The sequence below is a fragment of the Rhizobium laguerreae genome (genome assembly GCF_002008165.1).
Lineage (GTDB): Bacteria > Pseudomonadota > Alphaproteobacteria > Rhizobiales > Rhizobiaceae > Rhizobium > Rhizobium laguerreae.
In genome coordinates this window covers 134,044-153,463 of the sequence record NZ_MRDM01000011.1, presented here as the reverse complement: position 1 = coordinate 153,463, position 19,420 = coordinate 134,044, and the positions used below count along the sequence as shown (strand labels likewise).

Sequence of the window (19,420 nt, the reverse complement as noted above, 5' to 3'; positions counted from 1 at the left end):
ACGATCGATATCCGCAGCGATGATCCAGCGGCTTCGGATTTGCATCGGTTCGTTACGCCCCGATCTCCTTGAGGCGGATGGCCTGGCGCGCCAGCAAGCGCTCGACATCGGCAATATCGAGCGCCGAGAGCTTGGCGCCCGGCTTGCGCAGGGTGGCGGACTTGATCACGCCGCGCTTGGCAAGCACATATTTGCGCGAGGCAAGGCCGATGCCCTGCTGCTGTTCGTAGCGGGCGAGCGGCAGATAGGCATCGAAGATCGCATGGGCGCGATCGGGATTTCCGGCTGCATAGGCCTCGACGACGCCAACCATCATCTCGGGATAACAAAAGCCGGTCATGGCGCCATCGGCGCCGCGGCCCATCTCTTCGGGCAGGAAAAGCCCGCCATTGCCGCAGAGGATGGAGATGCGCCGCATGGCGCCCTTGTCGCTGGCGGCGCGAAGTGCCGAGATTTTCGAAAGACCCGGCCAATCCTCGTGCTTGAGCATGACGCAATTCGGCACCTCGTTGACGATGCGCTCGATGACCTTGGGCGCGATCGTCACATTGGTGGTGAGCGGGTAATCCTGCAGCACGAAGGGCGTATTGCCCAGGGCCTCGCCGACCGACTGGTAGAAGGCGAAAGCCTGATCGTCGGTCTTGACGGTCCAGGGTGGCGCGACCATGACGCCGGCGGCACCCTCACCCATGACGGCTTCGGCGAGTTCGCTCATCGGCGCAAGCCCTGGCGCCGAAACGCCGACGACGACGGGAAGGCGCCCGTCGAGGCGCTTCAACACCCGTTCGACGACTGTCCGCGATTCCTCGGCGGTCAGCTTCGGAGCCTCGCCGAGCTGACCAAGCACCGTCAGGCCGGTGACGCCGGCGCCCTCGTAGAAATCGACCATGCTGTCGATGCTGGCGAGATCGAGCGCGCCGTCATCGGTGAAGGGGGTTACGGCGATCACATAGACGCCCTTGGCATCTTCAGTCAGTCTGGCCATTGGTGCTCTCCAATTCAGCGGCCGAAGAACAGCGCTTCGGCATTTCGAACAAAAATCTTCTCAGCAATCGCGGGGTTGTCGATGGCGGCATGCATGGTCTCTACCAGCTCGGCGTCATCGGGCATGCCTTCCCACAATTCGGTGTGCGGCCAATCGCTGCCCCAGAGCAGCCTCTCCGCATGGCTGGCGGCAAGAGCGCAGGTGACCTCGGCAAAACCGTCGTAATTCACGTCCTTCGTCAGACGATAGGGCGCGGTGACTTTGACGTAGGCCTCGGCTCTGTCCATCAGTCTTTTCAGCGCATCGACATGCAATGATCTCGTCTCTCTGGCAAGCGGAATGAAGCCGAGATGGTCGATGACGATGGGCAGGCGGATGCCGGACAGCGTTGCCGCAATATCGGGAAGTTGTTCGGGATTGATCTGCAACTGCAGCGACCAGCCGAGAGGGGCAATGCTTTCCGCCAGTGTCCTGGCGGCGGCGAGTGGGAGGCCGCCCTTGTTGCGCGTATTGATCCGCACGCCGCGCACGCCGAGCCGGTCGAGCCGTTCTATCTCGGTTTCTGCGGTTTCGGGATCGATGACGACGATGCCACGCAGACGATCTGGATAGGCGGCCAGCGCCTCGAGCAGCACCCTGTTGTCGAGGCCATAGACGCTTGGCTGCACCAATACGCCCCTGGCGATGCCAAAGCTGCCGGAGAATTCGATCCAGTCGGCAATCGTCGCGATGTCAGGCGTGTAGCTGCGTGGGGTGTTGAGCGGGGCGCCGGCGCGAAAGACGTGGAAATGCGTATCGACCGTGCCTTGCGGCAGTGCCGCCCGCGGCAGCCGCGTCAGCGGCCGGCGGGGCAGGCAAAGCGGTGCCTCCATATCAGCGGCGCTCATCGCGCGTCGAGCTCCTCGCTTTGCAGGAAGTCGAAATCGGCGCCTTCGTCAGCCTGGAGCACGCGCTCCTGGTAGAGCTTGGCATAGCCGCGCGCCGGGGCCGGGGAGGGCCGATTGACGACATCAAGCATGCGGCGATCGAATTCCGCCTGGTCGATATCGAGATCGATGCGCCGGCCCTCGACGTCGAGGCGAATGCGATCGCCGGTGCGGACGATCGCCAGAGGCCCGCCATCGGCCGCCTCAGGCGCGATATGGAGGATGATCGTGCCGAAGGCCGTGCCGCTCATGCGAGCATCGGAAATCCGCACCATGTCCTTCACACCCTGCCGCGCGAGCTTGCGGGGGATGGGTAGATAGCCGGCTTCCGGCATGCCGGGCGCACCCTTTGGTCCGGCATTGCGCAGGACCAGGATGTCATCGGCATGGACGTCGAGATCGTCGCTGTCGATGCGCAGCGTCATATCCTCGACGGAATCGAAGACCACGGCGCGTCCGATATGCTGGAGCAGGTCCTTGGATGCAGCCGATTGTTTGATGACGGCGCCGCGCGGCGCAAGATTGCCGTGCAGGACGGCGATCGTTCCGATCGGCTTTAGCGGTTTCTCGACGGTGCGGATGATGGTCTGGCCCGGTTCGTCGACGACATCGTCGATGATTTCGCCGATCGTTCTACCATAGACCGTCGGGGCGCTGCCGTCGATTTCATGGCGCACCGCCTTCAACAGAGCCGGGACGCCGCCCGCCTCGTGGAACTGCTCCATGTAGTGCTGCCCGGAGGGCTGCAGGTCGACGAGCAGGGGAATGCTTCGGCCCAGGCGGTCGAGTTCGGCCATGTCGAGGCGCAGGCCGAGGCGGCCGGTGATTGCGGCAAGATGGACGACGGCATTGGTCGAGCCGCCCATCGCCTGCAGCGCGACGAGACCGTTGCGGATTGCCTGCGGCGTCAGGATATCGCGCACGGTTGGGGAAGCCTCATCCATGGCGAGACGTGCAGCGACACGGCCCGTCTCCTCGGCAAGGCGGACCCGTTCGGATTCGACGGCGGGTGCCGAACCGGCGCGGGGAAGGCAGAGCCCCATGACCTCGGTCAGGTTCGCCATGGTGCTCGCCGTGCCCATCACCGTGCAGGTGCCGATCGAGCTGGCCAGCTTGTTGTTGACCTCGGCGATCTCGGCCTCGTCGATCTCTCCGGCGCGGAAGCGCCCCCAGAAACGGCGACAATCCGTACAGGCGCCAAGCCGTTCGCCCTTGTGGTGGCCGACGGCCATCGGGCCGGTCGGCAGGAAGATCGCCGGTATCTCGCTGCTGGCGGCCGCCATGATCTGGGCCGGCAGGGTCTTGTCGCAGCCGCCGATCAGGACGACGGCATCCATCGGCTGGGCGCGGATCATCTCTTCCGTTTCCATCGCCATCAGATTGCGCAGATACATCGAGGTCGGCGAGGCAAAGCTCTCGTGGATCGAGATCGTCGGAAACACCATGGGCATCGCACCCGCCAGCATCACGCCGCGTTTGGTTGCCTCGATGAGTTGCGGCACATTGCCGTGACAGGGATTGAAATCACTGTAGGTATTGGCGATGCCGACGATCGGACGGTCGAGCGCATCGTCCGAATAACCCATGGCCTTGATGAATGCTTTGCGCAGGAAAAGGGAGAATCCCTGATCGCCATAACTCGTCAGCTTGCGGCGAAGACCGTTCGACAAAGCTGTTCCTCCCTCGCCAAATTGATCCATGGCCGTGGCGTCAGGGTAGAGGGATACCGATGATTGTCAATAAATAAGATGGCGCCATTGTATCGTGTTTTTCGATTTCTTCCGTGATCGCCATAGAATATAATGAAAATCTCCGAAATTCGTGCTTTCGCTCGGCAGTCAGGTGATTGGCTTTTGCGGTGAAACAGGGTAGATTATTGATAAATTGAATTGAACATAGAGGAAGCGCCGTGATGGGAATGGGGCGACGGCGTATCGGCATTATCGGCGCCGGCTGGGTCAGTGCCTACCATCTGCCTGCATGGATGCGGCAATCGGAACGAGCCGAGCTCGTGGCGATTGCCGATCCGTCGCCGAGCGCCATCGAAGCTCGGCTTGCCGCCTTCGATATCGCGCACCACTATACAAGTGCGCAGGCGATGCTGGATGCCGAGCAGCTCGATGCCGTTGATATCTGCGCGCCGCGGGAATTCCATGTCGAGTTGGTCCGGCTGGCGGCGGCAAAGGGCCTCGACATCATCTGCCAGAAGCCGCTGGCACCCTCCTATGGCGAGGCGATCGATCTGCTGGCAAGCCTTCCCAACATGGGCAGGTTGATGATCCACGAGAACTGGCGGTTCCGCGCCTATTATCGGCGGATGAAGGCATGGCTCGACGAGGGGCTTGCCGGCGAGATCCGCCAGGTGCGGTTCGAATTCCTGTCCAGCGGCATGATCGCGGATGCGGAGGGAAAGAGGCCGGCGCTGATACGCCAGCCGTTTTTCCGGACGCAGCAGCGATTGCTGGTCATGGAAGTCATGATCCATCATCTCGATACGCTGAGATATCTTCTGGGCGAGTTGGAGGTGGTCACTGCGCGGCTTGAGAGGAGCAATCGCGATATCGTCGCGGAGGATGTCGCAAGCGTCGTCCTGCGCCGGACGAGCGATGGCATTCTCGTCACCATCAATGCCAATCTCGCGGTGCATGGCGCGCCGCCGTCGCCGCGCGATCACTTACGCATCTTCGGGGCGCGCGGCACGCTCGAACTTGATGGCAATCTGCTCTCGGCTGAGGGTGCGCAGCAGCGCCGGGAAAGCTTCGATCCTGACGAGACCTACCAGGGCGCCTATGACGCGACCATCGCGCATTTCCTCGACAGCCTCGATGGAAAGGTGGCGATGGAGACATCGCCGGGCGATAACATCAAGACGCTTGCTCTTGTCGAGGATATCTATCGCCTGAGCCGGTTCGACCCGGAACGCAATCCACTGTAACATGGCCTGCCGCCGTCAGAGGAGATGACATTTGCAGACGCTCAACGAAAGCCGCGAAGACGGCATAGAGCATGATGATCTAAGCATTGCCCGCGCGCTGGAGGAGGACATCATTTTCGGGCGGCTAGCGCCCGGAACCCGCCTTACTGAAGACGCGCTTCTTGCCCGCTTTCACGTCACGCGCCATTTCGCCCGGCAGGCGATCGTGCAGCTCGAGACGATGGGCATCGTCGTTCGGGAGCGCAACAAGGGGGCGACCGTGCGTTCGCTGACGGCCCGCCAGGTCCAGGAAATCTACGATGTGCGTGAATTGCTGCAACGACAGGCAGCGCTGTGGATAAAGCTGCCGGCGCCCGAGGCATTGATCGAGGAACTGCTGGCGCTGCACGATGAGCATGGTCGCCACGTCGAATCCGGCTATCTCAGGGGTGTGCACGAGGCCAACGACAAATTTCACCTGACGCTCTTCGGCGCCTGCGGCAATGCGCATCTGGTGCAATCGATCGAGCTCTATATGCGGCTCAGCCTGCCGGTGCGCGCCAATTCGATGTCGAGCAAGGGCTCGTTGCGCATTTCGCACGAGCACCACCGGCTGATGATTGAGATGCTGCGCGGTGAGGATAACTGGGTTCTCGCCCAGCTCTGCGTCGACCATCTGCAGCCGAGCAAGAAACGTTATCTCGCCTATGTCAGCGAGAGTTGACCGGGTCGTTTGAAAGGGAGCGCAAACTTTCGATTGCGCTCCCTTCGCCTACCGGCTCACCAATCGAGGCGCAGGAGAGACACGCCCTGACGCGGTAGGGAGACCTTGAGGGCGATCTTGCCGTCATCAACCTTGACCGACGCCTGACCGTCGATCTCGGCGAGCTTTCCCGAGGCTTCCAGTCTGGCATAGTCTTCGCCGGTCGGATTCTGCGGCTTGCCCATTGTCTTCCAGACGCCGAAGGCGTTGGAATGCTCCTCGTCCATCCTGAAATGCTTGAGCGAGGCGGACATGTCGCCCCAGCCATCGAGATTGACCGTGATGTCTGCGGACGGCCCGGCTTCATCATCGTCGTGGTAGTGCCAGAGCAGAATGGAAACACCCTTGTCGTCGCGGGTCGCCACGACATTGACATCGGGCTTGCCGCGAACGCCATGGCTCATGATATCTTCGATATCACGGCGATAATCGCTTTCCGATTCCAGCCATTCGCCGCCGAGTTTGCCGAGCATGCGGAAGCCGTTGAGAACAGCCTTGTCGACGCCGTTGGTGGCAAGATCGCGGAAGCCGTCGAAATAGGGCTGGTCGTCGAAGAGGAAGGCCCAGGTGACCGCGCCTTCGATGTGGATGTTGGCGCGTCTTGCGAGCTCATAGGTGCGGATCATGCTTTCGACGACATAGACGCCGTAGAGCGGGCCGTTGCGATAACCGTTCTGGGGATGGACGCGTGCAGAGCAGGCAGCACAGCCTTCCGGGTCGGATTCGCCGATCACCACGGGCAGGTGGCGGAGTTCCGGAAACTCATTGATGATGGCAAGGTTCGTCTCGATGTCGCGGAGCTGCTTGTGCAGGCCCATCCGCACGTGACCCTCGTAGATCACGGGATTGCCCTTGGCGTGGAAGGCGAGGAAATCGATCGGCGACTTGTTGTCGACCACATGCTTGAGGAAGGCGCGCAGGAAGGTCTGGGCCTTTTCATTGGCAAAGGCGCCGCAGGTATGCGGCCCGCCGACGCGGGCCTTCGGAAGCGCGCGCTTCAAGGCCTTGGCGCTGACGTCATACATTTCGCAAAATTGCGGGATGGTGCCGGTCCAGTAGTGGCCGTCCGGCTCGTTCCACACTTCCCATGGCCAGCTTGAAACGACGTCCTCGCCATATCTTTCGGCCAGATGGCGCGCCCATGCTTCGATCAGGTCGCCCCATTTCTTCAGGTCCGTCGGCGGGGCCGTCCAGCCGGTGGTGATCGTTGCGTATTTGTCGGCCGGCTCCCATTGGTGGCGATAGGGACCGTCGAAATCGGATAGCGCTTCGGGCGTGAAGCCGATCTGAATCAGCGGAATGTTGCCGGCTTCGACATAGGTGTCGAAGATCTTGTCGATGATCGTCCAGTCGTAGACCGGATTGCCGTACGCATCCTCGGCATAGGCATTGGTCGAACCCCATTTGAGGGCAGGCAGGCCATCGCCGCTGGTCAGAAGATTGTGCGCGCGGATGCGGGGCGGCTCGGGGCTGAGTTCTGTGAGTTCTTTGAGCAGCTTCCTGCCGTGCGGGGAGTAAGTGTAGTTCGGCTCGTCGTAGCCGAACCAGTTCCACAAGGGCTCGTACTTGCCGGTCGGCCGGTTGGCGTGAACGGAGATTGTCACGTCATAGGGGCTGCTCATCCTGGTGTCCTCTTGAACGGTCATGCCAAAGCCTCCTCCCGAAAGCAGCTGACCTGTCTGGTGATGAAGTGCGGCCTCTTGGGAGGGCGCGCCGCGCTCGCCGCAAAAGCTAAGCGAAATGCTCTCTTTGTCAATAATATAAAAAAGCCCATCGTCACAACGGGTCAAGAATGCCTGAAAATGCGCTATTTTTTACGCCTGTCAAAATTATCAGTTGCCGTTTCTCAAAATATTGTCGATAACTATGGCGTGAGTTCGCCCGCCGCCGAGGAGTGCATGTGTCCCTGCGGCACGTGCAGGCAGGGGTTCGCTGGACGCCATCGTCAATTGATTACGGGAAGTGCTCGCCGCAGCGAGTTGAGGAGGAGGAACATCCGATGAAGTTCCGTAAATATGCAGCCATTGCCTTATTGTCGCTCATGGCCCTTCCGGCATTTGCGCAGGATTTCATTGCCGGCATACCGCGCAATGAAACGCTGATCATCCAGGGCACGCCGCAGCAGAATGCCGACTGGTTCAACCTCTGGGCTCCGGGCGGCGGGGCGGCGGCAAACCTCAACGGTCTGCAGCAGCTGACCACCGATACGCTGTGGTTCATCAATCCAGAGGGCGGCAAGGATGCCTGGCAGAATGCGCTGGCCAGCGAACCGCCGAGCTACAACGCCGATTTCACCGAGATGACGGTGAAATTGCGCAAGGGCATCTTCTGGAGCGACGGCGTCGAATTCACCAGCGACGACGTGGTCTATACAGTGCAGACGCAGATCGATCATCCCGGCATGGCCTGGAGCGCGCCCTTCACCGTCAATGTCGCGAGCATCGAAAATCCGGATCCGCAGACGGTCGTCTTTCATCTGAAGAAGCCGAATTCGCGTTTCCACACGCTGTTTACCGTGCGCTGGAATGCTGCCTGGATCATGCCGAAGCATGTCTTCGAGAAGGCCGCAGATCCGCTGTCCTTCAACAACAATCCGCCGGTTTCGCTCGGGCCCTACCAGCTGCAAAGCTATGACAAGGGCGGCAACTGGACGATCTGGAAGCTGCGCGACGACTGGCAGCGCACGTCGATCGGCCTGGCTGCGGCACAACCACCCGAGGTCAAATACGTCGTCTATCGTGCGGCCGGCAATCCGGAAGCTCGCGTCATCGAACAGCGCAACCACAATCTCGACGTCATCAACGACATGGCGCCCGAGGGCATGTTCTCGATCATGCGCGACAGCAAGAGCACGGCCTCCTGGCTAAAGGGCTTTCCTTTCGCGCATCCGGACCCGACGCTGCCTTCCGTTCTCTTCAATACGAAGAAGGCGCCCTTCGACAGCAAGGACGTGCGCTGGGCTCTCGCTCTGCTGATCGATATCCGCGAAGTGGCCCTCGGCTCCTACCGCGGCGCGGCCAATATCGCCGCCCTTGCCACGCCACCGACGGGTTCTGCCCCGGACGATTATTATGCACCGATGCAGGACTGGCTGACGAATTTCGAGCTCGACACCGGATCCCGGAAGATCAAGCCCTACGATCCGAACATCTCGGCGCAGATCGCCAATATGGTGCGCAGCCAATGGGCCGATCAGATCCCGACCGATCCGGCCAAGCTGCAGCGCACATTCGGCTTCGGCTGGTGGAAAAAGGACGTTCAGGCTGCAACCGAGCTGCTGCAGAAGGCAGGCTTCAAGAAAAGCGGCCGCCAGTGGGTGAAGCCTGACGGCACGCCCTTTGCGATCCGCCTGCAGGTGGAAGGCGATGCCATCCCGACGCTTGCCCGCGCCGGCACGGTGATTGCCCAGCAATGGACGCAAGCCGGCATCGCCACCAAGGTCGATGTCGCCGGCCCGACCAATGGCCAGCGCCTCAGCACCGGCGACTTCGAGGCGGCGATCTACTGGAGCATCGAGACCTGGGGCGGTCATCCCGACCTCTCCTTCTTCCTTGACAGCTATCATTCGGAGTTCATCAAGCCGGTCGGGCAGATCCAGCCGCCGCGCAATCTGCAGCGCTGGCAGGATCCGCGTCTCGACCAGATGATCGAGCGCAATCGGTCGATCGCCTTCGATTCGCCCGATGTCGCCAAGCTCGGCCAGGACTTCCTGAAGCTTGCCGTAGAGGAAATGCCGATGATCCCGCTGATGGCCTACAACAAGTTCGCGCCGCTCGATACGACCTACTGGACCAACTATCCGAGCGCCGACAATCCCTATTCGGCCTCGGGTCCGAACTGGTCCAACATCCGCTACATGGTGGTCGGTCTGAAGGCCAATCCGGACGCGCCGAAGCCTTGATCGAGGCACTACAAAGGGAGCAGCCGGCCGCCGGCTGTTCCCGTTCTGCTATTGAAAGGTCGATGTCATGAACGGCTTTCTGATCTATGCGGCAAAACGCTTTCTGCAATTTCTCTTCGTGGTCTTCACCGGCATCACGCTGGCCTTCCTGATCGCGCATTTTTCGCCGGTCGATCCGATCGAGCAGACCGTATCGCTGTTGACGAGCTTCGGCTCTACCGATCCGCAGGCCGTCGAAATCCTTCGCGAATCGCTGCGCGAGCTCTACGGCACCGGCGGACCGCTGCTCGACCAGTATTTCACCTTCTGGGGCCGCGTCCTGACCGGCGATTTCGGCCCGTCGCTTTCCTCTTTTCCGACCCCCGTCATGACCGTCATCGGCCGTGCACTGCCCTGGACCGTCGGGCTTCTGACGCTCGCAACGATCATTTCCTGGATCATCGGCAATTTTCTCGGCGCGCTTGCCGGCTATTTCCGCAGCAGCAGGCTGCTGAAGGTTACCGGCATCGTCATCATGGCGCTGCAGCCGATCCCAACCTACATCATCGGTCTCAGCCTGGTGATCCTCTTCGGTTTCATCTGGCCGATCCTGCCGATCAGCGACGGCGCGCAGGTCAACCTCGCGCCGGCCTTCAACTGGGCCTTCATCAGCTCGGTGATCGAACACGGCATCCTGCCGGCCCTGACCCTCGTGCTCGTCGGCATCGGCGGCTGGTTCATCTCGATGCGCTCTCTGGTTTCCAACATCGTCACCGACGACCACGTCGTCTATGCCGAACTTGGCGGCGTGCGCTCGCGCAGCATCTTTTCGCAATATGTGGCGCGCAACGCCATGCTGCCGCAGGTCACCGGCCTGGCGCTCAGTCTCGGAAACGTCTTTGGCGGCGCCGTCATCGTCGAGTTCGTCTTCAATTATCCAGGGATCGGCAAGCTTCTGATCTCCGGCATCTATTCCGGCGATTACAGCCTCGTGCTCGGTGTCACCACCATCGCCATCATCGCGGTTGCCGCCGCGGTCTTCGTGATCGACATCATCTATCCGCTGATCGATCCACGCGTGAAACTGGGGTAATCCGTGATGTTCAAAGTCCTCAGAGACCTGCTGCGCTACAACAAGGAGTTCCTGCTCGGAACCATCCTGATCGCTATCATCCTGGCGCTGATCGTGGCGTCGTTCTTCTCGCCCTATGACGAGAATGCTATCTATGTCGTTGCGCCCGACATGCCCCCTTCGGCCGAATTCTGGCTCGGCACCACCTCGCGCGGCCAGGAGGTTTTCTGGCAGATCGCCGCCTCGATGCGCAATACGCTGTTCTTCGGTATCATCGTCGCCTTCGTCAGCCGCATCATCGCCATCGCCGTCGGGCTGATCTCCGGCTATATCGGTGGGCGAACCGACCAGATCATCATGGCGGTCAACGATACGCTCGGCGCACTGCCGAACATTCCGATCCTGCTGCTTCTGGTCTTCGTGCTCCGCGACCAGATGACGTGGTTCATGCTGGCGATCACCGCAGCGCTGCTCGGATGGACACACGACAGCCGCCTGATCCGTTCCGTCGCCTTGTCTCTCCGTCAGCGGGAATTCACCCGGCACGCGGTCTTTTCGGGCATGCGCACACCGCAGATCCTCATCCGCGAACACCTGCCCTATGTCATGCCGATCGTCTTCTTCACGACGATGAACAACATGATCTGGGCGATCGGTCTCGAGGTGACGCTCTCGGTGCTCGGATTTTCCGACATCAACCGGCCGACGATCGGCGGCATGATCTACTGGGCCAATGCGCATTCCGCGATGGTATCGGGCATATGGTGGTGGGTCGCCTTTCCGATGCTCTTCGTCGTCATCCTGTTCCTCGGCCTGTTCATGCTCGCCATGTCGGTGAACGAATATATCGACCCGCGCTCGCGGCTCGCCCGCATGGGAGCTTGAGGAAATGCAGAACCTGATGAGGACGCAGCCTTTGACCCTTGCCGAAAACGCCACGGACGCGCTGACGATCGACGGGCTGAAATGTTATTACGTCAATGATTATTTCGGCGTGCGGCGGGAGATCCGTGCCGTCGACGATATCAGCCTGACCATCCGCAGGAACGAGATCTACGGCATTGCCGGCGAGTCCTCGAGCGGCAAGACATCGCTGATCAAGACGCTTGCCGGCGCCATCCGTCCGCCGATGCGCGTCGTCGGCGGAACGGTGAAATTCAATTTTGCCGGCGGTCCGATCGATGTCTATGGCGAACCGGCGAAGATGAAGGCGGCACGCTGGCGTCACCTTTCCTACATCATGCAGGGCTCGATGAACGTGCTGAACCCGGTCAGAAGGGTCAAACACGCCTTCACCGATTTCGCCTCCCGCCATATGAACCTCGATCCCGCCGCCTTCCGGGCGCGCGTCGAGGCGCATCTTGCCAGGCTGCATCTCGATCCGCATGTGCTCGAAGCCTTTCCGCATCAGCTCTCCGGCGGCATGCGCCAGCGTCTGACGATTGCTCTGGCCACTGTCTGCGAGCCGGAATTTATCATCGCCGACGAGCCGACGACGGCGCTCGACGTGCTCGTGCAGCAGGACGTTCTGGCGCTGATCAAGGAAGTGCAGGCCCGCCTGCAGTCCTCGGTCATCTTCGTGACCCACGACATGTCGGTGCATGCCGCCATCACCGACCGGCTGGCCATCATGTATGCGGGACGGCTGGCGGAGGAGGGACCGACGCAGGCGATCTTCGACAATCCCCAGCATCCCTACACCGTCCACCTGATCGGCAGCCTGCCGCGCATTGGCGACGTCTCGACGCGAAAGAGCCTCAGGGGCAAGCCGCCGGCACTTTCGGATCCGCCTTCGGGATGCCGTTTCCATCCGCGCTGTCCGATCGCGATCGACAAATGCGCACGTGAAGTGCCGGCCATGCTGCCGAGCGCCACGGGAGGGCGGGTCGCGTGCTTCCGTGCCGGGGAGTATCAGATCCAATGAGCAGCCATTTCCTTCTCGAACTCGACCATGTCACCAAGCTCTTTCCGATCGGCGGTTTCTTCTCGCGCGAAAAGATGAAAGCGGTCGACGATGTCACCTTTGCCCTTACCGCCGACAAGCCTGAGATATTCACGATCGTCGGCGAATCCGGCTCCGGAAAATCGACGCTGGCGAAGATGATCCTCGGCAGCGAAAAGGCCGACCGGGGAAGCATTCATTTCGACGGTACGGATGTGAAGGCGGTGCGTTCCCGCAGGGATCGCGAGGCTTTCATGGCCAAGGTCCAGCCGGTCTTTCAAAATCCGTTTGAAGCTTTCAATCCGCTGACGCGGATCGACGAGTATCTGCTGGCCACCGCCCATCGCTTCAAGGGAGCAAAGAGCCGCGCCGAGAAAGAGGCGCTTGCCGACATTGCCCTCCAACGCGTCGGCCTGTCGATGGCGGAGATAAAAGGCCGCTTCTCGCACGAGCTTTCAGGCGGGCAGTTGCAGCGCATCGCCGTCGCCCGTGCGCTGATACCCGAGCCGAAGCTGATCGTGGCGGACGAGCCGGTCTCGATGGTCGACGCATCGCTTCGCATGTCGATCGTCAATCTCTTCCGCGATCTGCGTGATGCTCTCAACGTTTCGATCGTCTACATCACCCATGATCTTGCGACCGCCTATTACATTTCCGACCGCGTGGTGATCATGCGCAAGGGCGTGGTGGTGGAGAGCGGCGATGCCAGGGACGTGCTCGAACATCCGAAACACGCCTATTCGATCGCGTTGAAGAACGCTGTCCTGCCGCCCAATCCGCGCGAGGCATCGGCGATCCTGCGACTGCGGCAGCGCAACGCCGAGACAAGTGAAGCCACTTCCGGCAGTGGCGCCCGCCTTGCCAGGTGAAGCGCAATTCCTGACCTTCACTGTTTAAATCGTCGAGACGACCCGGAACGCGTCGCTGCGTCTTTGCGGTTCCAATTCCGTCAATTTGCGGGCATGGTCTCGCGCGATGAGCACAGATTCGTCCGATCTCTTTGGCGCGCTTTTCGAGGCACCGCCCGCGAACCGAACGGTTCCCGTGCTGGTGCCGATGCCGGCGCCAAAACCCTATTCCTATTCGGTGCCGGATGGCATGGCGGTCGAGCCCGGCTCGGTCGTGCAGGTGCCGCTCGGGCCGCGGCAGGTGATCGGCGTCGTCTGGGACGGCGGCGAGGACGGCGTCGATCCGAAGAAGCTTCGGCCGATCAGCCATGTCTTCGACTGCCCGCCGCTTGCCAGGGAAATGCGGGATTTCATCGATTGGGTGGCGACCTATACGCTCTCGCCGCCCGGCCTCGTCGCGCGCATGGCGCTCCGGGCGCCGAACGCTTTCGAACCGGAACCGATGGTGGAGGGGTTGAAGCTCGTCGGCGGCGAACCGGAGCGGATGACGCCGGCGCGCGCCCGGGTGCTCGATACGGCCTCCGACGGCTTTTCCTGGACACGCAGCGGCCTTGCGCATGCGGCGGGTGTCTCGACGAGTGTCGTCGACGGGCTGATCACGCTCGGCATTTTTGAGGCGATATTCCTGCCGCCGCCCCCGGTGGTTGCGATGCCGGATCCGGATTTTGCGGCAGCACGTCTCGAAGGGCCGCAAAGGCAAGCGGCCGAGGAGATCGTTTCCGACGTCCGCAAGTGCGAATTTTCGGTGTCGCTGATCGACGGGGTAACCGGCTCCGGCAAGACCGAGGTCTACTTCGAGGCGATTGCCGAGACGCTGAAACGCGGCAAGCAGGTGCTGATCCTGCTGCCGGAGATCGCGCTGACGGCCAGTTTCATGGAGCGCTTTCAGGACCGCTTCGGGGCAAAGCCGGCCGAATGGCATTCCGATCTTGCGCCGCGTATGCGCGAAAAGGTCTGGCGCCAGGCGGTGACCGGCGAAGTGCGCGTCGTGGCGGGCGCCCGCTCGGCGCTCTTCCTGCCCTTCGAGGATCTCGGCCTGATCATCGTCGACGAGGAACACGATCCCGCCTACAAGCAGGAGGATCGCGTCTTCTACAACGCTCGCGACATGGCCGTCGTGCGCGGCCGCATCGGCGATTTCCCCGTCATCCTGGTGTCGGCGACGCCGTCGGTCGAAAGTCAGGTCAACGGCCAGAGCGGCCGCTACAGCACCGTCCACCTGCCGACGCGTTTCGGCGATGCGGCGATGCCGGACCTGCATCTGGTCGATATGCGCAGGCACGCGCCGGAGCGGGGCGGCTTCCTGTCGCCGGTGCTGATCCGGGCGATCGGCAAGACGGTGGAAAAGCGCGAACAGGCGCTGCTGTTTCTCAACCGGCGCGGTTATGCGCCGCTGACGCTCTGCCGGGTCTGCGGCCACCGGTTCCAATGCCCGCAATGTTCGAGCTGGCTGGTGGAGCATCGTTTCCGCAAGCAGCTGCAATGCCATCAATGCGGCCATGCCGAGCGCACGCCGGAGGCCTGCCCGGAATGCGGCACGCTCGACCATCTCGTCGCCTGCGGGCCAGGCGTCGAGCGCATCGCCGAGGAGGTGGAACGGCATTTCCCGGAGGCGCGAACGATCGTTCTCTCGTCCGATATCATGGGCGGGGTGAAGCGGCTGCGGCTGGAGCTGGAAGCGATCGCCAAGGGCGAGGCCGATATCGTCATCGGCACCCAGCTCGTCGCCAAGGGCCACAATTTTCCGCTGATGACGCTGGTCGGCATCGTCGATGCCGATCTCGGCCTTGCCAATGGCGACCCGCGCGCGGCCGAGCGCACCTTCCAGCTTTTATCGCAGGTGACGGGCCGGGCCGGGCGCACCGGCCTCAAGAGTCATGGGTTGCTGCAGACCTACCAGCCGCAGCATCCTGTCATGCAGGCGATCGTTTCCGGCGATTCCGACGCTTTCTACGAGCGCGAGATCACCGAACGCGAACGCGCCCTGTTGCCGCCCTTCGGCAGGCTCGCCTCGATCATCGTTTCGGCCGAAACCCGCCACGACGCCGAAAACCACGCGCGCGGCATGCGCAACGCCGCGCCGCAGGTGTCGGGCATCTCGGTGCTCGGCCCGGCCGAAGCGCCGCTCGCGCTGGTGCGCGGCCGCCACCGCTTCCGTCTATTAGTGCACGGCCGGCGGAACTCTGACATGCAAGGGTTCCTGCGGGCGATGCTGTCGCAATCGCCCAAAGAGCGCGGATCGGTGCAGGTGCAGCTGGATATCGATCCGCAGAGTTTTCTCTAAATCAAATAAGGCCGCCATTCCCTCCTTTTTCGGCGCATGCCATAAAACACTGATTCATCCGGGTGATTTGGGGCTGATGCATGGAGTTTTACTTTCCGACCGAGTTTGGCGAGCAGCTTGCCTTTTGCTCCGCCGCTTTCACGGCGCTCGCCGGCTTCATCATGATGTTCGCGCCGGGCCAGGCTTTCCGTCTTCTCGGTCTGCAGGCGCAGGAGGGGCGGCCGGAAGGCTTCGGCGAGGGGCGCTCGATGGGCGGTTTCTATCTCGGCTTCGGGCTGTCGGCGATCATGCTCGCCCAGGACTGGATCTATATGGCGCTCGGCGCCTCCTTCGCGATGGCTGCCTTTGCCCGCGTCATCTCGATCCTGTCCGATAAGGGGAGTAATCTCGTCAACTATTTACTCCTGGTTGTACAGATCGCTTTGGCCGCGCTACCGCTGCTCTACGTTTTCGGCTTCATCCAGACGTGACTCTCGCTGCCGGCAGACGGCGTCTTCGGCCTGCTTTCAGGCCATTGCGCGATTTTGCAGACAGAAATTCATGTGAAAGGCGTATTCGGGCATTACGCGTGTTGCGAGTCCGAACATCCTATGTTAGACGGACCCCGAATTTCGGAAGAAGCAAGAGGCTTCTCTTGTGATTTCTGGGGGAAATCAAAACGAATTCAAGATCATAGGTTCGGCGCCCGCCGAGAGCCGGATTTTGGGTTGAAATCAGGGAAATTTGTGCCAGTGGCAGACACGTCCCAGCTTACTTCTGGTGTTGCAGAGCGCTATGCCTCGTCGCTTTTCGAATTGGCGCTCGAGCAGGGCGCCGTCGATAGCGTCACCGCCGATCTTGACCGTTTCCAGGCGATGCTGGATGAGAGCGCCGATCTGAAGCGCTTCGTCGCAAGCCCGGTTTTTTCCGCTGAAGACCAGCTGAAGGCGATCGTCGCCATCAGCGAGAAGGCCGGCATCAGCGGTTTCTTCGCCAATTTCCTGAAGGTCGTGGCGCGTAACCGCCGCCTGTTCGCCCTGCCGGGCATGATCAAGGCCTTCCGCATCATCGCCGCGAACCATCGCGGTGAAATCTCCGCCGAGGTCACCTCGGCGCATGCGCTTTCGCAAGCGCAGGAAACCGAATTGAAGGTGGCACTCAAGAGCGTTACCGGCAAAGACGTGACGATTGCCGTCACGGTTGATCCGTCAATTCTTGGTGGTCTGATCGTGAAGGTCGGGTCCCGTCAGATTGATACGTCTCTTCGTACCAAACTCTCTACCCTTAAGCTCGCATTGAAAGAGGTTGGCTGATGGATATCCGCGCCGCGGAAATTTCCGCAATTCTCAAAGACCAGATTAAAAATTTCGGCAAAGAGGCAGAAGTCTCGGAAGTCGGCCAGGTTCTCTCCGTCGGTGACGGTATCGCTCGTGTCTATGGTCTGGACAATGTCCAGGCCGGCGAAATGGTCGAGTTCCCGGGCGGCATCCGCGGCATGGCGCTGAACCTCGAATCCGACAATGTCGGCGTCGTCATCTTCGGCTCCGACCGCGACATCAAGGAAGGCGACACCGTCAAGCGGACCGGCGCCATCGTTGACGTTCCGGTCGGTCCGGAACTGCTCGGCCGCGTCGTCGACGCGCTCGGCAATCCGATCGACGGCAAGGGCCCGATCAACGCGACGCGCCGTTCGCGCGTCGACGTCAAGGCTCCCGGCATCATTCCGCGCAAGTCGGTTCATGAGCCGATGTCGACCGGCCTCAAGGCCATCGACGCGCTGATCCCGGTCGGCCGCGGCCAGCGCGAGCTGGTTATCGGTGACCGCCAGACCGGCAAGACCGCGATCCTTCTCGATGCCTTCCTCAACCAGAAGGCCATTCACGACAACGGTCCGGAAGGCGAAAAGCTTTACTGCGTCTACGTCGCCGTCGGTCAGAAGCGTTCGACCGTCGCCCAGTTCGTCAAGGTGCTCGAAGAGCGCGGCGCGCTGAAGTATTCGATCATCGTTGCCGCCACCGCTTCCGATCCGGCGCCGATGCAGTTCCTGGCTCCGTTTGCCGGCTGCGCCATGGGCGAATATTTCCGTGACAACGGCATGCATGCGCTGATCGGTTACGACGACCTGTCCAAGCAGGCCGTGTCCTACCGCCAGATGTCGCTGCTGTTGCGCCGCCCGCCGGGCCGCGAAGCCTATCCGGGCGACGTTTTCTATCTGCACTCGCGTCTGCTCGAGCGTGCTGCGAAGATGAACGACGACAAGGGCGCCGGTTCGCTAACCGCTCTGCCGGTCATCGAAACGCAGGGCAACGACGTGTCGGCCTTCATTCCGACCAACGTCATCTCGATCACCGATGGCCAGATCTTCCTTGAAACAGACCTGTTCTACCAGGGTATCCGCCCGGCCGTGAACGTCGGTCTGTCGGTTTCCCGCGTCGGCTCGTCGGCGCAGATCAAGGCGATGAAGCAGGTTGCCGGCTCGATCAAGGGCGAACTCGCCCAGTATCGCGAAATGGCCGCCTTCGCCCAGTTCGGTTCGGACCTCGACGCTGCGACGCAGCGCCTGCTGAACCGCGGCGCACGCCTGACCGAACTCCTGAAGCAGCCGCAGTTCTCGCCGCTGAAGACGGAAGAGCAGGTCGCCGTGATCTTTGCTGGCGTCAACGGCTATCTCGACAAGCTGCCGGTCGCTTCGGTCGGCAAGTTCGAGCAGGGCTTCCTCTCATATCTGCGTTCGGAAGGCTCCGCCATCCTCGACGCGATCCGCACGGAAAAGGCAATCAGCGACGATACCAAGGGCAAGCTCACCGCTGCTCTCGATAGCTTCGCAAAGTCTTTCTCGTAATCAGGCCCTAAGTTAGGACGGATCACGGATGCCTTCACTTAAGGATCTGAAAAACCGGATCGCCTCCGTCAAGGCGACGCAGAAGATCACCAAGGCGATGAAAATGGTCGCCGCGGCGAAGCTTCGGCGTGCGCAGGAGGCGGCCGAGGCCGCCCGGCCTTATTCGCAGCGCATGGGTGCGGTTCTGGCGAACATCGCCAAGGCCGTCACCGATGCCGACGGCGCACCGACGCTGATGACCGGCACCGGCCAGGACAAGGTCCATCTGCTGGTGGTCTGCACGGCCGAACGTGGTCTTTGCGGCGGTTTCAATTCGCAGATCGCACGCTTTGCACGCGAACATGTCCGCAAGCTGCTTGCCGAAGGCAAGACGGTGAAGATCTTCACCGTCGGCAAGAAGGGTCACGACATCCTTCGCCGCGAATTCGCCTCGCTGATCATCGAGCGCAAGGAATTGCGCGACGTCAAGCGCGTCGGCTTCGAGAATGCGGACCAGATCGGCAAGCGCGTCATCGAGATGTATGCTGCCGGCGAGTTCGACGTCTGCACGCTGTTCTATTCCGAGTTCAAATCGGTGATCAGCCAGATTCCGACGGCGCAGCAGCTCATCCCGGCTTCAACGGGAGCTGTGCAGACCGAAGATGCCGCACATGCAGGCGCCGTCTACGAATACGAGCCGGATCCGGCATCGATCCTCGAAGATCTGATCCCGCGCAACATCTCCGTCCAGGTCTTCCGCGCGCTCCTTGAGAACGTCGCGGGCGAGATGGGCGCCAAGATGAGCGCTATGGACAATGCGACGCGTAATGCCGGTGAGATGATCAACAAGCTGACGCTGAGCTACAACCGCCAGCGTCAGGCGCAGATCACCAAGGAACTCATTGAAATCATTTCGGGCGCGGAAGCGCTCTGAGGCTAGGAAAAG

16 protein-coding genes are annotated in these 19,420 nt (G+C 61.5%); 12 read left to right on the top strand and 4 right to left on the bottom strand.

Going from position 1 to position 19,420, the window contains the following annotated elements; translation table 11 throughout:
* Positions 1-52: 52 nt before the first annotated feature.
* The 3 genes from BS630_RS13260 to BS630_RS13250 are packed head-to-tail and all read right to left on the bottom strand — an operon-like array spanning position 53 to position 3,581.
* On the bottom strand, positions 53-985 hold the full coding sequence (locus tag BS630_RS13260) for a dihydrodipicolinate synthase family protein (RefSeq protein ID WP_077977829.1): 933 nt from the start codon (positions 983-985) through the stop codon (positions 53-55).
* Between the two features lie 14 nt (positions 986-999).
* A complete protein-coding gene (locus BS630_RS13255; protein ID WP_077977828.1) occupies positions 1,000-1,872 on the bottom strand; it encodes an amidohydrolase family protein in 873 nt (290 codons plus the stop codon).
* The gene (locus BS630_RS13250; protein ID WP_077977827.1) at positions 1,869-3,581 is read right to left on the bottom strand and encodes an IlvD/Edd family dehydratase; all 1,713 of its coding nucleotides are present in this window, start codon (positions 3,579-3,581) and stop codon (positions 1,869-1,871) included. The genes BS630_RS13255 and BS630_RS13250 overlap by 4 nt, the downstream gene beginning before the upstream one ends.
* A gap of 239 nt (positions 3,582-3,820) precedes the next feature.
* Between BS630_RS13250 and BS630_RS13245 the strand changes: the two genes are divergently transcribed.
* Together BS630_RS13245 and BS630_RS13240 are read left to right on the top strand one after the other, a co-directional pair.
* Positions 3,821-4,846 carry a Gfo/Idh/MocA family protein gene (locus BS630_RS13245; protein ID WP_077977826.1) on the top strand — a complete coding sequence of 342 codons (1,026 nt, stop codon included), beginning with the start codon at positions 3,821-3,823 and terminating at the stop codon, positions 4,844-4,846.
* Between the two features lie 31 nt (positions 4,847-4,877).
* On the top strand, positions 4,878-5,549 hold the full coding sequence (locus BS630_RS13240) for a GntR family transcriptional regulator (protein WP_077977825.1): 672 nt from the start codon (positions 4,878-4,880) through the stop codon (positions 5,547-5,549).
* Between the two features lie 56 nt (positions 5,550-5,605).
* On the opposite strand, the gene BS630_RS13235 is transcribed toward BS630_RS13240, so the two are convergent.
* On the bottom strand, positions 5,606-7,234 hold the full coding sequence (locus tag BS630_RS13235) for a GH39 family glycosyl hydrolase (protein ID WP_077977824.1): 1,629 nt from the start codon (positions 7,232-7,234) through the stop codon (positions 5,606-5,608).
* Between the two features lie 353 nt (positions 7,235-7,587).
* Here BS630_RS13235 and BS630_RS13230 point away from each other — a divergent pair, with 353 nt between their 5' ends.
* The 10 genes from BS630_RS13230 (at position 7,588) to BS630_RS13185 (ending at position 19,408) form a co-directional block, all read left to right on the top strand.
* Positions 7,588-9,489 (top strand): ABC transporter substrate-binding protein, encoded by a 1,902-nt coding sequence (locus tag BS630_RS13230; RefSeq protein ID WP_077977823.1) that lies wholly within the window; start codon positions 7,588-7,590, stop codon positions 9,487-9,489.
* A gap of 67 nt (positions 9,490-9,556) precedes the next feature.
* A complete protein-coding gene (locus BS630_RS13225; protein ID WP_077977822.1) occupies positions 9,557-10,561 on the top strand; it encodes an ABC transporter permease in 1,005 nt (334 codons plus the stop codon).
* A gap of 6 nt (positions 10,562-10,567) precedes the next feature.
* The gene (locus BS630_RS13220; protein WP_077977821.1) at positions 10,568-11,425 is read left to right on the top strand and encodes an ABC transporter permease; all 858 of its coding nucleotides are present in this window, start codon (positions 10,568-10,570) and stop codon (positions 11,423-11,425) included.
* A 4-nt stretch (positions 11,426-11,429) separates the two neighbouring features.
* Positions 11,430-12,464, top strand: coding sequence for an ABC transporter ATP-binding protein (locus tag BS630_RS13215; RefSeq protein WP_077977820.1), 1,035 nt, complete (start codon positions 11,430-11,432; stop codon positions 12,462-12,464).
* Complete coding sequence (locus tag BS630_RS13210; protein WP_077977819.1) at positions 12,461-13,351, top strand: ABC transporter ATP-binding protein; 891 nt, start codon at positions 12,461-12,463, stop codon at positions 13,349-13,351. The genes BS630_RS13215 and BS630_RS13210 overlap by 4 nt, the downstream gene beginning before the upstream one ends.
* Positions 13,352-13,457: 106 nt before the next feature.
* Positions 13,458-15,674, top strand: coding sequence for a primosomal protein N' (locus tag BS630_RS13205; RefSeq protein WP_077977818.1), 2,217 nt, complete (start codon positions 13,458-13,460; stop codon positions 15,672-15,674).
* Positions 15,675-15,754: 80 nt separating this feature from the next.
* Complete coding sequence (locus BS630_RS13200; protein ID WP_077977817.1) at positions 15,755-16,144, top strand: AGROH133_08824 family phage infection protein; 390 nt, start codon at positions 15,755-15,757, stop codon at positions 16,142-16,144.
* 255 nt (positions 16,145-16,399) lie between these two features.
* Positions 16,400-16,966: a F0F1 ATP synthase subunit delta gene (locus tag BS630_RS13195; RefSeq protein WP_017966273.1), complete on the top strand. Its 567-nt coding sequence runs from the start codon at positions 16,400-16,402 to the stop codon at positions 16,964-16,966.
* The gene (atpA, locus tag BS630_RS13190; protein WP_003589851.1) at positions 16,966-18,495 is read left to right on the top strand and encodes a F0F1 ATP synthase subunit alpha; all 1,530 of its coding nucleotides are present in this window, start codon (positions 16,966-16,968) and stop codon (positions 18,493-18,495) included. The genes BS630_RS13195 and atpA overlap by 1 nt, the downstream gene beginning before the upstream one ends.
* Positions 18,496-18,523: 28 nt before the next feature.
* Positions 18,524-19,408: a F0F1 ATP synthase subunit gamma gene (locus BS630_RS13185; protein ID WP_062941232.1), complete on the top strand. Its 885-nt coding sequence runs from the start codon at positions 18,524-18,526 to the stop codon at positions 19,406-19,408.
* The last annotated feature ends 12 nt before the right edge of the window (positions 19,409-19,420 follow it).